13 protein-coding genes and 2 tRNA genes are annotated in these 13,134 nt (G+C 63.5%); 11 read left to right on the top strand and 4 right to left on the bottom strand.

Translation table 11 applies throughout. The features are described 5' to 3' along the window. Nucleotides 1-2 precede the first annotated feature (2 nt). A tRNA-Val gene (locus tag RSO68_RS02710) sits at nt 3-79 on the top strand. Between the two features lie 22 nt (nt 80-101). Continuing rightward, nucleotides 102-178: transfer RNA gene (locus RSO68_RS02705), tRNA-Val, on the top strand. Nucleotides 179-314: 136 nt separating this feature from the next. Here the strand turns inward: RSO68_RS02705 and RSO68_RS02700 are convergent. The 4 genes from RSO68_RS02700 to RSO68_RS02685 form a co-directional block, all read right to left on the bottom strand. Further along, on the bottom strand, nt 315-788 hold the full coding sequence (locus tag RSO68_RS02700) for a GAF domain-containing protein (RefSeq protein WP_315585351.1): 474 nt from the start codon (nt 786-788) through the stop codon (nt 315-317). Between the two features lie 79 nt (nt 789-867). Then, nucleotides 868-1,662, bottom strand: a complete 795-nt coding sequence (locus RSO68_RS02695) for a MetQ/NlpA family ABC transporter substrate-binding protein (protein WP_315585350.1) — start codon at nt 1,660-1,662, stop codon at nt 868-870. Nucleotides 1,663-1,755: 93 nt separating this feature from the next. Then, nucleotides 1,756-2,409, bottom strand: coding sequence for a methionine ABC transporter permease (locus RSO68_RS02690; RefSeq protein WP_315585349.1), 654 nt, complete (start codon nt 2,407-2,409; stop codon nt 1,756-1,758). Further along, nucleotides 2,390-3,448 carry a methionine ABC transporter ATP-binding protein gene (locus RSO68_RS02685; protein WP_315585348.1) on the bottom strand — a complete coding sequence of 353 codons (1,059 nt, stop codon included), beginning with the start codon at nt 3,446-3,448 and terminating at the stop codon, nt 2,390-2,392. Before RSO68_RS02685 ends, RSO68_RS02690 begins: the two co-directional genes overlap by 20 nt. 588 nt (nt 3,449-4,036) lie before the next feature. Between RSO68_RS02685 and RSO68_RS02680 the strand changes: the two genes are divergently transcribed. From RSO68_RS02680 to RSO68_RS02640, 9 genes are all read left to right on the top strand, one after another. Then, nucleotides 4,037-4,666, top strand: a complete 630-nt coding sequence (locus tag RSO68_RS02680) for a riboflavin synthase subunit alpha (protein WP_315585347.1) — start codon at nt 4,037-4,039, stop codon at nt 4,664-4,666. A gap of 226 nt (nt 4,667-4,892) precedes the next feature. Further along, nucleotides 4,893-6,197, top strand: coding sequence for an NCS2 family permease (locus RSO68_RS02675; RefSeq protein WP_315585346.1), 1,305 nt, complete (start codon nt 4,893-4,895; stop codon nt 6,195-6,197). A 325-nt stretch (nt 6,198-6,522) separates the two neighbouring features. Next, entirely contained in the window at nt 6,523-7,887 is a 1,365-nt protein-coding gene (gene iscB, locus RSO68_RS02670; RefSeq protein WP_315585345.1) for an RNA-guided endonuclease IscB, read from the top strand. 65 nt (nt 7,888-7,952) lie between these two features. Then, on the top strand, nt 7,953-8,498 hold the full coding sequence (locus RSO68_RS02665) for an adenine phosphoribosyltransferase (RefSeq protein WP_315585344.1): 546 nt from the start codon (nt 7,953-7,955) through the stop codon (nt 8,496-8,498). A 4-nt stretch (nt 8,499-8,502) separates the two neighbouring features. Next, nucleotides 8,503-8,982: a xanthine phosphoribosyltransferase gene (gene gpt, locus RSO68_RS02660; RefSeq protein ID WP_315585343.1), complete on the top strand. Its 480-nt coding sequence runs from the start codon at nt 8,503-8,505 to the stop codon at nt 8,980-8,982. Between the two features lie 3 nt (nt 8,983-8,985). Next, on the top strand, nt 8,986-9,669 hold the full coding sequence (gene ung, locus RSO68_RS02655; protein ID WP_315585342.1) for a uracil-DNA glycosylase: 684 nt from the start codon (nt 8,986-8,988) through the stop codon (nt 9,667-9,669). A gap of 99 nt (nt 9,670-9,768) precedes the next feature. Then, nucleotides 9,769-10,398: a uracil phosphoribosyltransferase gene (gene upp / locus RSO68_RS02650; protein ID WP_315585341.1), complete on the top strand. Its 630-nt coding sequence runs from the start codon at nt 9,769-9,771 to the stop codon at nt 10,396-10,398. 398 nt (nt 10,399-10,796) lie between these two features. Continuing rightward, nucleotides 10,797-12,179: a DUF4214 domain-containing protein gene (locus tag RSO68_RS02645; protein ID WP_315585340.1), complete on the top strand. Its 1,383-nt coding sequence runs from the start codon at nt 10,797-10,799 to the stop codon at nt 12,177-12,179. Nucleotides 12,180-12,274: 95 nt separating this feature from the next. After that, nucleotides 12,275-12,928, top strand: a complete 654-nt coding sequence (locus RSO68_RS02640; RefSeq protein ID WP_315585339.1) for an antitoxin Xre/MbcA/ParS toxin-binding domain-containing protein — start codon at nt 12,275-12,277, stop codon at nt 12,926-12,928. Nucleotides 12,929-13,134: the final 206 nt, after the last annotated feature.

Raw genomic sequence — 13,134 nt, 5'->3', positions numbered from 1 at the left:
GCAGGACCATAGCTCAGTTGGTTAGAGCGCCACGTTGACATCGTGGAGGTCGGCGGTTCAAATCCGCCTGGTCCTACCAAACGCTTTCTGGCACCCCTTGCAGGACCATAGCTCAGTTGGTTAGAGCGCCACGTTGACATCGTGGAGGTCGGCGGTTCAAATCCGCCTGGTCCTACCAGATTCTAGAACGCCCCTCAGTCATCGGCTGCGGGGCGTTTTTCATGCTGCGCGGCTTTTGGTGCGAGCGCGTCGTCTCGAGAGATGCACTGTATGACGGGATGCCCGGCGAGGCTGATCGCCCCGCCGGGCAGGCGTCACACCAGGTCGCTCTGTGCGACGAAGACCTCGACCAGCGCCTCGATGCCCGCGCGGTCGGCGTCGCTGAAGCGCCCCTGGATCGGGCTGTCGAGATCCAGTACGCCCCACAGGCGATCCGCCACCACGATCGGGACCACCAGCTCGGCGCGGGAGTCCGCGTCGCAGGCGATGTGGTCGGCGACGGAGTGGACGTCGTCGACGCGCTGGGTCTCGCGGCTGCGCGCCGCGGCGCCGCACACGCCCTTGTCGAAGGGAATGGGATGGCAGGCCGGCTTGCCCTGGAAGGGGCCCAGGCAGAGCAGCTCGGGCTCGCGCTGCAGGTAGAAGCCGGCCCAGTTCAATTCGGGGATCTCCTGCATGATGAAGGCGCAGGTCTGGGCGCTGTTGGTCAGCCAGTCGCGGGTGTCGAGCAGCGCGCCGAGCTGGCGGGCGAGCAGGGGATAGTCGGGTTGGGGGTGATCCGGTGTCATGTCGGCTCCTTGAACAGGAAAGGCCGGCGCAGCGGCCGGCCTTGTTGCTTCGTCGTACCCATTGTCTGGCGGGAGACTCTCACTTCCAGCCGGGAACTGCCTGCGGCCCGAACAGCTCGCTCGCCTTGGCCTCGACTTCCTCGGTCTGGTAGGCCTCGACCAGCTGCTGGATGGCCTCGCGCTCCTCGTCGCCGCCGCGTACCGCGATCAGGTTGACGTAGGGGGACTCGGCGCCCTCCTTGATCAGGGCGTCATCCAGGCTCAGGCCGGCCGGCTGGGCGAAGGTGTTGTTGATGAAGGCCATGTCCACGTCGGGCAGCACGCGGGGCAGCTGGGCAGCCTCGATCTCGCGGAAGTCGAAGTCGCGCGGGTTCTCGGCGATGTCCAGCGGCGTGGCTTCCAGGAAGGTCGGGTCCTGGAGCGTGAGCAGCCCTTCGTTGTGCATCAGGATCAGTGACCGACCCTCATTGGAGGGGTCGTTGGGCAGGGCGATGGTGGCACCCTCCGGCAGCTCCTCGATGCTGTCGTACTTCGCAGAGTAGGCGCCGATCGGGTAGACGAAGGTGTAGCCGGCGATGGCGAAGTCGTAGCCGCGGTCCTCGACCATGGAGCGCATGTAGGGCTCGTGCTGGTAGGCGTTGGCGTCGAGGCTGCCGTCGGCAAGGGCGGCATTGGGTGTCACGTAGTCGGTGAACTCGATGATCTCGACCTCGAGGCCGTAGTCGCGCTCGGCGATCTCGGCGGCGACCTTCATGAGGTCGGTCTCGGGGCCGGCCACGGTACCGACCTTGATGGCGTGTTCATCGGCCAGGGCGGCGCTGGCGGAAAGAGCCAGGGCGGAGGCGGTCAGGGTGCCGATCAGTGTCTTGCGCATGTCGCGATGCTCCTTGTGAAAGATGAGTCGGACTCGATACTAACGGAATAAACAGAAAATTTGTAATGCATTCTGGTTATCAAAGAGGGCGCGTCACTTATGGTCGCTCTTGCGCACCAGATAATCGCCCAGGCTCTGGAAGCCCTGCACCATCACCACCAGGATCACCACGGTGATCAGCATGATGGTCGGGTTGAAGCGGTTGTAGCCGTAGCGGATGCCCAGGTCACCGAGCCCGCCGCCGCCCACGGCGCCGGCCATGGCCGAGTAGCTGACCAGGGTGACGGCGGTCACCGTCAGCGCGGTGAAGATACCGCCGCGCGCCTCGGGCACCAGCACCTTGGTGATGATCTGCCAAGGGGTGGCGCCCATGGACTGGGCGGCCTCGACCAGCCCCGGCGGGATCTCGTTGAGCGCGCCCTCGACCAGGCGTGCCACGAAGGGAATTGCGGCGATGGTCAGTGGCACGGAGGCGGCGTTGGTACCGATCGACGAGCCCACCAGCATCCGCGTGAGGGGGATGATGGCGACCATCAGGATGATGAAGGGGATGGAGCGACCGATGTTGGTGATCGCGCCCAGCACCCGATTGAGCACCGGCTCGGCCAGGATCTGCCGCGGTCGGGTGACGTAGAGCAGCACCCCTAGCGGAATGCCGACGAGGGCCGAGATCACGCCCGACACCGCCACCATATAGAGGGTGTCGAGGGTGGCCTCGAGAATCAGTTCAATCATCGCGCTGGACATGGCCGAGCACCTCCACCTGCAGGTCGTGGGATTCGAGATAGTCCAGGGCCTCGCGGGTCTTCTCCGCCGGCCCCATCAGTTCGGCAATCATCAGGCCCAGGGTGCGCTCCTGGATCGATTCCACCTTGGCCTGGAGGATGCTGACGTCGACGCCGCACTCTCGGGCCAGGCGCGAGATCAGCGGGGTCGAGACGGCATCGCCGGAGAAGGCGAGGCGCACCACTGGGTGGCTGGTGGGGCTTGGCGTCTCCTCAAGGCGCTCGATGAGCGCCTGGGGTGGCTCGAGCTCGAGGAAGTCGTTGAGGAAATCGCGGCCGAGCTGGGTGCCGGGCGCGGTGAAGAAATCGCCGACCTCGGCTTCCTCGACCAGCTCGCCGTCGGAGATCAGGCTGACCCGATGGCAGATCGACTTGACCACCTCCATCTCGTGGGTGATCAGCAGGATGGTCAGGCCGAGTCGCTGGTTGATGTCGCGCAGCAGCTCCAGGATCGAACCGGTGGTATGGGGATCCAGGGCCGAGGTGGCCTCGTCGCACAGCAGCACCTTGGGACGGCTGGCCAGTGCACGGGCAATCGCCACACGCTGCTTCTGACCGCCGGACAGCTGTGCAGGGTACTGGTCCGCCTTGTCGGCAAGGCCGACCAGGTCGAGCAGCGGCATGACGCGCTCGCGGATCTCGGCGCGTTTCATGCCCATCAGCTCCAGCGGCAGCGCCACGTTGGCGAAGACGGTGCGCGAGGTCAGCAGGTTGAAGTGCTGAAAGATCATGCCGATGCGGTGGCGGGCCTGGTTGAGCGCCGCCCCGGAGAGGGCGGTGAGTTCCTGGCCGTCCACCGTCACGCTGCCCGTGGTCGGACGCTCGAGCAGGTTGACGCAGCGGATCAGCGTGGACTTGCCCGCGCCGGAGAGGCCGATTACGCCGTGGATCTCGCCCTTGGGCACGTGCAGATTGGCGTGTTTGAGCGCCGTCACGGCGCTGGTGCCGTCGCTGCGCCCCTTGGGGTAATAGGTCTTGGAAACGTCGTGTAGTCGAATCATCGCAGCCGCCGGTGGGGCGCCGGCCGGGCGGGCGTGGCAGCGGTCGGGTCAGGCATAAAAAAAGGCCACCCTGACGGGTGGCCATCAACGCTGGACACACCCTTTTAGCTGCACTTCACGCCGTGGGTGGTCCCGAGAGACGCTCCACGACGTCGGCGCCCGCAATCCGGGTACAAATCGGCGCCTTCAAAATGTAGCGCAATATCCTAGGTTTCAAACGCCTGACCGTCAAGCAGCGTAGGCCATGCGGCCATTAAGACGGCTTCGTCATGGTGATATTTTCTGTGTCGCTTTCCATGGCTGGTGATCCTTGCGCGAGGAGCCGGTCGGTGACGGCCTGCGGCGAGCAGGTGCCGGGCTATCGCAGTTAGCGGGCTGATCCGTCGACAGGCCTGCGAGGAGGCGCTGTGGACCCGTCCCTGGGCGCTACTTTTGCCCTCCCTGGCAAAAGACCTCCTCTTCGACCTGTCCACGACGCCCCTGCAATCAGCCTGCGAGCGGGCGCTACGCCATGGACGTGCTCTTCCCGGTTTCCTAGACTGGCCGCTTTGGCGGCCCGCCGGGGGTCGACGCGCACGAGGAGCATCCATGTTCACAGGCATCGTACAGGGCACCGCCGAGGTGGTGGCCATCCAGGAGGCCGAGGCCTTCCGTACTCACGTGCTGGCGCTGCCGGCCCCGCTGAACGAAGGGCTTGCGCTGGGCGCCTCGGTGGCTCACAACGGCGTCTGCCTCACGGTGACCGCCATCGACGGCGAGCGGGTCAGCTTCGATCTGATGCGCGAGACCCTGCGCGTGACCAATCTCGGTGCGCTGAAGGAGGGCGGTCGCGTCAATATCGAGCGCGCGGCCCGCTTCGGCGACGAGATTGGTGGGCACGCCATGTCCGGTCACATCATGGGCATGGCGGAACTGGTCGAGCTCGATGAGGCGCCCAACAATCGCCGCCTGTGGTTCGAAGTGCCCGCGGCGCTGGGGCGTTTCCTCTTCGACAAGGGCTACATCGGCGTCGACGGCATCAGCCTGACCATCGGCGCGACGCGCCGCGCCAGCGCCGAGCATGGCCCGCGCTTCTGCGTCGATCTGATTCCCGAGACGCTGGCCAGGACCATCCTGGTCGACCGCGCCCCCGGTGATCTCGTCAATATCGAGATCGACCCCCAGACCCAGGCCATCGTCGAGACGGTGGAGCGGGTGCTCGAGTCGCGCGGGGTCTGACGCTGCAGGGCGAACCGGGCGGGGCGCGTCGCTGCGTTGGCAGGCCGAGTGGCGAATGGCCCGGGGATTGCTTGAATGTGGGGAAGCGTGCCGCCCGGACGCCTCGCAACGCGCGGAGGCTTTGGGTACCATAGGCCGCTTTTCTCGCCACCCTCCGGTGTCCCGGGCCATAAACAGCTCATGACATCCGGATGCCCAGACGTCATCGCGCGCAGGAAGGACACCCATGTTGAAACGCCTCATCGAGAACCATTTCAAGCTCACCGAGCACCATACCAACGTCAAGACCGAGGTCATCGCCGGGATCACCACCTTCCTGACCATGGCCTACATCATCTTCGTCAACCCTAGCATCCTCTCCCAGACCGGGATGGATTACGGGGCGGTGTTCGTCGCTACCTGCGTGGCCGCGGCCGTGGGCTGTCTGATCATGGGGCTGTGGGCCAACTATCCCATCGCCCAGGCGCCCGGCATGGGCCTGAACGCCTTCTTCACCTACGGCGTGGTGCTGGGGATGGGCTATACCTGGGAGGCGGCGCTCGGCGCGGTCTTCTTCTCCGGCTTCATCTTCTTCCTGCTCAGCGTCTTCCGGATCCGCGAGTGGATCATCAATTCGATCCCGATGTCCCTGCGCCTGGGCATTGCCGCGGGCATCGGCCTTTTCCTGGCGATGATCGCGCTCAAGAACGCTGGCATCGTGGTGGCCAACGAGGCGACCTATGTGTCGCTTGGCGATCTTACCGAGCCATCGGCCCTCTATGCACTGCTGGGCTTCTTCGTGATCACGGCCATGGCCTATCTGCGAGTCACCGGGGCGGTGATGATCGGTATCCTCGGGGTGACCGCGCTGGCGATGGTGCTGGGCCACAACGAGTTCGGTGGGCTGATGTCGATGCCGCCCTCCGTCGCGCCGACCTTCATGGCCCTGGATCTCGCCGGCGCGTTCGACGTGGCGATGCTGAGCGTGATCTTCGCCTTCCTGTTCGTCGACCTGTTCGACACCTCCGGCACCCTGGTGGGCGTGGCGCACAAGGGCGGTCTGCTCGACGAGAACGGCAAGCTGCCGCGTATCGGCCGCGCCATGATGGCCGACAGTGGCGCCTCCATGGCCGGCGCGGTGCTCGGCACCTCCACCACCACCAGCTACGTCGAGTCCACGGCGGGCATCGTCTCCGGCGGGCGCACCGGCCTTACCGCCGTGGTGGTGGCGGCGCTGTTTCTGATCAGCCTGTTCTTCGCCCCCCTGGCGGGCTCCATCCCGTCCTACGCTACCGCCGGGGCGCTGCTCTACGTGGCGGTGCTGATGGCCGGTAGCCTGGCCCACGCCAACTGGGACGATCCGACCGAGGCCGCCCCGGTACTGATCGCCGCCCTGGCGATGCCGCTGACCTTCTCCATCGCCGAGGGTATTGCGCTGGGCTTCATCAGCTTCGCCGCCATCAAGACACTCTCCGGGCGGTTCAAGGACCTCAACCCGGCGGTGATCGTGCTGGCGCTGCTGTTCGCTGCCAAGTTCCTGTTTCTCAGCTGATTCTGGCTGACTGCATTCACTGACCGAGGCTGCATCCGGTCAACTACCTCTCCCTGAAGGGAGAGGCTTGTGAAACCCACAGGCCAGGTTGACCAGGGAAAGCGGTAGCCAATCCGCTACGTTAGTCACAGGTCGTCAAGACCCACTCCGGAATGCTTCCTGAGTTCCGGACGCTGGAAGGTCAGGATCATGCTGGTGAAAGGTAAAGCACCGAAGGTTCTGATCGCTGCGGCAACGCAGGAGCCGGTGACTGACATTCCCGAAGGGAGACGGGCCGAAAGGCCCGCGACACAAGACCCGTAAGGGTACGAACAAGGAGAAAACCATGCCGGTTTTCGTTTTGGATAAACACAAGCGGCCCCTGATGCCGTGCACGGAAAAACGGGCACGGCTTATGCTGGAGCGCGGACGTGCGGTGGTGCATAAGCGCTATCCGTTCACCCTGCGCCTCACAGATCGTGTGGGCGGCGAGACGCAGCCCCTGCGTCTGCTGCTCGATCCCGGCAGCAAGGAAAGTGGTATCGCTATCGTCCGCGAAGATGGCGAAGATCGCCATGTCCTGTGCCTGTTCACCCTCGTGCATCGCGGCTTCCAGATTCGCGAGGCGCTGGATCAGCGCCGGGCGTTTCGTCGTCGCCGCCGCACCAAGAACCTGCGCCATCGCGCCCCGCGCTTCAATAATCGCACTCGGCGTGACGACTGGCTGCCGCCCAGCCTGCAACACCGCGTCGAGACGCTGACAAGCTGGGTGAATCGTCTGTGTCGCCTCGCGCCCATCACCACACTGAGCCAGGAACTGGTGCGCTTCGACACCCAGAAGTTGGTCAACCCCGAGATTTCCGGTGTCGAATACCAGCAGGGCACGCTGCTCGGTTACGAGGTGCGCGAGTACCTGCTGGAGAAGTGGGGGCGCAAATGCGCCTACTGCGGCGATAAGAATATCCCGCTCGAAGTCGAACACATTGTCGCCAGGAGTCGCGGCGGCTCCCATCGCATCACCAACCTGACGCTATCCTGCCACGCCTGCAACCAGGCCAAGGGAAACGACTCACTCAAGATCTTTTTCGCCAGCGACCAGGGACTCAAGAAGCGCCTGAAGAAAAATGGACTCTCAGCGGAGATGCGCTATCAGCACGTCGTCCATGAACAGGCGCGACCGCTGCGCGACGCCAGCGCCGTCAACGCCACGCGTTGGTCGCTGCTCAATGCCCTGAAGACCACCAGATTGTCGGTCAATGCGGGCAGCGGTGGGCTGACCAAATATAACCGACAGCGCCTCGATATCCCCAAGACCCATGCCCTGGATGCGGCGTGCGTGGGAAACTTCGAGACGCTGTACGACTGGAATCGTCCCACCCTGGTCATCAAGGCCATGGGGCGCGGCAGCTACCAGCGAACGCGGCTGACCAAGAACGGCTTCCCACGCGGCTACCTGATGCGAAAAAAGACCATTCACGGCTTACAGACCGGCGACATGGTGAAGGCCATCGTGCCCACAGGCAAGAAAGCAGGCACGCATTTCGGTCGTGTGGCGATCCGCAAGTCGGGTAGCTTCAATATCCAAACCGAACAGGGGGTCGTGCAGGGTATCTCACACAACTACTGCACGATTCTGCAACGCGGTGATGGCTACCGCTACCACCAAAGCCCCTCCATCAACCAACAAGGAGAAGGGAAACGGGCAGCCTAGTCGCCCTTCGGGCGACGTGCTATCCCTCCCGGCACTAAAAGTACCGGGTATCCCGCGCAATTCCGATGAGCATCTACGGCGACTACATCAAGTCCGTGATCCGCACCGTCCCCGACTGGCCGCAGCCGGGGGTCAACTTCCGCGACATCACCCCGCTGCTGCAGAACAGCGCGGCCTTCCGCAAGCTGATCGACAGCTTCGTGCATCGCTATCAGGAGATGGACATCGACGCCGTCGCCGCCATCGATGCGCGCGGCTTCATCGTCGGCGCGCCGCTGGCCTATGAGCTCGGCTGCAGCTTCGTGCCGGTGCGCAAGAAGGGCAAGCTGCCGTTTCGCACCATCAGCGAGACCTACACCCTGGAGTACGGCGAGGCCGAGGTGGAGCTGCACTCCGATGCCTTCCGCGCGGGGGACCGTATCCTGGTGGTCGACGACCTGATCGCCACCGGCGGCACCATGCTGGCCGCCGCCAAGCTGATCACCCGCAGCGGCGGGCAGGTCGTGGAGACCGCCACCATCGTCGACCTCCCGGATCTCGGCGGCGCGCAGCGTATCCGCGAGGCGGGTTACAGCGTTTTCGCCGTCTGCTCCTTCACCGAGGACGAATGACACCATGAGCGGCTCTCGCTATCACCAGCGCCTGATCATCTCCTGGGACCAGCTGCATCGCGACGTGCGCGAGCTCTGCCAGCGGCTGGTCGAGCGTGATATCAAAGGCATCATCGCGATCACCCGCGGCGGGCTGATTCCCGCCGCGCTGATCGCCCGCGAACTCGACGTGCGCCTCATCGATACCGTCTGCATCAAGAGCTACGAGCGCATGGAGCAGGGCGGCCTGGCGGTGATGAAGGGCGTCGACCACGACGGCGAAGGCTGGCTGCTGGTCGACGATCTGGTCGATACCGGTCGCACCGCCCGGGCGGTGCGCGAGATGCTGCCCAAGGCGCACTTCGTGACCGTCTACGCCAAGCCCGAGGGCAAGCCTCTGGTGGATCAGTACCTTACCGAGGTGGCCCAGGACTGCTGGATACAGTTTCCCTGGGACATGGGCGTGGCCTATGTCGAGCCGCTGGTCGATCAGGAGAAGCGCTGAGTCATGACATGCCCCCTTCCCGACAGCTGGCGGCGGTGGCTGGGCCAGGAGTTCGATGCGCCCTATATGCAGTCGCTGCGCGATTTCCTGGCCGCCGAGAAGGCGGCCAAGAAGGTGATCTACCCGCACTCATGCGACTGGTTTCGCGCCTTCGAGCTGACCCCGCTCGATGAGGTCAAGGTGGTGATCCTCGGCCAGGACCCCTACCACGGACCGGATCAGGCGCACGGCCTGTGTTTCTCGGTGCGCCCCGGGGTGCGCGTGCCGCCCTCGCTTGGCAATGTCTACAAGGAGCTGGCGGCGGACGTGGGCACTCGCCCGGTGGCGCACGGCAACCTGGAGGCCTGGGCGCGCCAGGGGGTGCTGCTGCTCAATACCTCGCTGACGGTGGAGCAGGGCAGTGCCGGTTCTCACCGCGGCAAGGGTTGGGAGACCTTCACCGATCGCGCTATCGAAACGGTCAGCGAGCGCGCCGGGCCGTCGGTGTTCCTGCTGTGGGGCGGCCATGCCCGACAGAAACGCTCGCTGATCGACACCCGGCGCCACCTGGTGCTGGAGTCCCCGCACCCCTCGCCGCTCTCGGCGCATCGCGGTTTCTTCGGCAACCATCACTTCTCGCGCGCCAACGCCTTCCTCATCGAACAGGGGCGCGATCCCATCGACTGGCAGTTGCCCGACCAGCCTTAACCTCGAGGCCGGATGCGTTTAGAATGGCGCGCAATTTGTTGCCATCGTCCATCAGACGATGGTCGCCGTCTTCCCGCCGCCGTCGAAGAGGTCATCCCCATGAGCGTCCACGCCATCCAGCATCCCCTGGTCCAGCACAAGCTTGGCCTGATGCGCGAAGCTGGCATCAGCACCAAGAGCTTCCGCGAACTGGCCGGCGAGTTGGCCAAGCTGCTCACCTACGAGGCGACCAGCGACCTCGAGCTCGAGACCCAGGACATCGACGGGTGGAGCGGCGAGCCGATCCCGGTGCAGCTGCTCAAGGGCAAGAAGGTCACCATCGTGCCGATCCTGCGCGCGGGATTGGGGATGCTGGACGGCGTCACCGACCTGATTCCCAGCGCGCGGGTCAGCGTGGTCGGGCTCTACCGCGACGAGGAGACCCTCGAGCCGGTGCCGTACTTCGCCAAGTTCGCCAATGACCTGGACGAGCGCATGGCTATCGTCATCGACCCGATGCTGGCCACCGGCGGCACCATGGTGGCGACCCTGGACATGCTGCGCGAGCGCGGCTGCAAGCACATGAAGGTGATCGTGCTGGTGGCGGCCCCCGAGGGGATCAAGCGCGTCCAGGAGAGCTATCCGGACATCGAGCTCTACACCGCATCGGTCGACGACCATCTCGACGAGAACGGCTACATCGTCCCGGGCCTCGGCGACGCCGGCGACAAGATCTTCGGCACCCGCTAAGCCTTTCGCACTCCTCCCGCAGGGCTTTGCCTGCGGGAGCTTCCCTTGCATGACATCCCTCGTCATCAGAGCAGGGGCTCGTCCCGCATTTCGCGGGCGCCCTGCTGGCAGGGCGATCGACGTCGTCAGACGCCCCATCCCGTGCTGCTCGCCCTCCCTGACTGACCCGTCTTCAGCTCTCGGCGGCAGGCGGCAATAGCCGCCAGAGAGCACAGCCGAAAGCAGAAGGCGGCGACAGCTTCAAGCGAGGGATGATAGGCGCCACACTCAATAGTGGCTTCCCCCTTGGGGAGCGGGTCTCCGGGGGGGTGGCCAGACGTTCAACCCGGCCCTATGCCCAAATTTGAGTGGGAGTGATATAGCATTAAGAGTGTCTTCCAAACTCGGGTGGGCTCACAATGGGCACTGGTGATATACGGATCGATGCTTTACTTCAAGATGGATACGGGCTCGCGGCCAACAAGGCTGAGGGCACTGCTTTGGAAATCACGTTCCACTTCATGGAATCTGTCGAACCCGTCGAGGGGCAGAGTCCGCTCACCGAGCCTATTGTGGGCTTCCGTGCCATGGACAACGCTATACGTAGCGCTGCTCGTGACGTGCTTTCGCATGTATCCGATCAAATCGGGGTAACCTTCAAAGAAGTGGGCTCTGATACCCCCGTGATGCTGCGGATCGCGATGTACAACGGGGCGTCGCAAGGCGAGGAGGGCGTGGCCGGCATCACGATGTACCAGGGGCCTGCAGGCTTGGAGCCTATCATCCTGCTCAACCATAGCCTGTATCCGCCTGGTGATGCGTATGGGGACTTTCGTGACACCTTCCTTCACGAGCTAGGGCATGCCTTGGGGCTCAAACACCCGGGGGCCTATTGGGATTGGGAATCGGGCCCTTATCTCCCAGAAGAGCTCGACCATACCGGCAATACTGTCATGTCCTACCATTACCAGGAGCCGGGATATGTAGAAACGTTGCAGGAGTTTGATCTTCTCGCTCTGCATCATCTATATGGGCGCGTGAGCGGGGAGGCGCCGGCTCACAATAGGATGCAGATCGACAATCCAGACGTCTGGACGTTTGGGTCTGCGGCTTCCGACATCATCACCATGGACCCGGGGCCTCGTGGTGAATACGCCAAATCGGTCATCACAAGCTGGGGAGACGACCATCTCATTCTCGATAGCCAGCGCATGGCAGGCGGGGATGGGATCGTTTTTCAAGGGGGCCACGGCACGGATCATCTGGTGTTAAACCATGCCCGACACCAGGCCCATGATCTTGACATGGGTGGGGTGCCAGAGACCTTCAATCTGGAGACGATGGCCGAGACGCGGTTTACTACGCTGCACGATGTTGAGCGGGTTCACTTCACCGACAGCTCTGTCGCCTTTGATGTTGATGGCAGTGCGGGCCAGGCGTATCGCCTCTACAAGGCGACGTTCGATCGACTTCCCGACGAGGAGGGTCTCGGTTACTGGATTCATCAAATGGATAATGGGATGACGTTGACCGAGGTGGCGGGGTCGTTCGCGGGGAGTGGCGAGTATGTTGAACGGTACGGCGCTGATGTCAGCAACGACGAGTTTCTGGACGCACTTTATCTCAATGTGCTCGATCGAACTCCCGATCAAGGAGGTTTCGAATTCTGGACGGTCCAAATGGATGAAGCCGGCAGTACACGCAGCCAGGTTTTAGCCAGTTTCAGCGAGAGCTCGGAGAACCAGGACAATGTTGCTGGACTTATTGGCCAAGGCATCGTCTACGATGAGTGGGTTGCATAGTCCAGCCTTGGCGAATTTTCGCGCGCCCCATGGGGTAGATCGGGGCACACCATAGCCTATCCTGATAACCACCGCATGCTTCGGGTAGCCTCCTCATGACACAGCCAACCCAGGGACCTACTGACCCTCTGAAGCGAATCTTCGCCTACCGGGCCATCGACCTTCGCGATCATTTCCCCCAGCCCTTGGAAACGTTTCGCGAGGCGCTGGAGTGCCTACAGAGCGAGCGCTCCTACATGGCCGCCATGAGCGGTGAGATCATCGCCTACCTACGGGGCGGCTACTCAGTGACCATTCCCAACGAATTCTTCATATATAAGAGTTCCGAGATTGACGCAGTCCTCGTGTCACCTGAAGAAAACGACGCGGTATGTGAGAAGGTGGACGCCTGGCTACGGGCCACACTGGAAGTTTATGGGAAGGACCTGCCCAAAACAGTCCCGCTGGAAGATCGGCCATATTCGCTCTATCTACTCCTGCAGCAGTGCGATCTACAGGCCCCAGAGCTAGACGAGGTTAAGGAGTGGCAAGAGGCCCCTGACGTTGGGCGCGAATGTCTTGATTCGCCTAGCGAGATAGATGTCTGGCAAGCCGCCGAGAGATTGCTCGAAAACCGAGAGGGGGCCAAACGCTGGATGACCAGCCCAAAAAAAGTTTTTCGAGGCCGCACGCCGGCAGAGGTGGCGGTTGAAGACCCTCAACGAGCTTATGACCTTATCATGAGGCTGGAGCATGGGATTTTCCCGTGATGCGTCGTTGAACTCACCCTGCCAGCCGCCCTGGGCGGCAAACTCAACGCACTATCCACCCCCGGGCAGTACCACCATTCCCGCAAAATCCAACAGACCCATCCGTAGTGCGTTGCCGCGATAGACGCCTGGCTCGATGTGCGTTGCAGCCGTGGCTGGGGGCTTTCCCGAGATGTTGCCTACCGGGGCTTTCTGCCGCGCTCGAA

The organism is Halomonas saccharevitans, assembly GCF_032333995.1.
GTDB classification, from domain to species: Bacteria; Pseudomonadota; Gammaproteobacteria; order Pseudomonadales; family Halomonadaceae; genus Halomonas; species Halomonas saccharevitans.
This window is presented reverse-complemented; position numbering and strand designations above follow the sequence as displayed.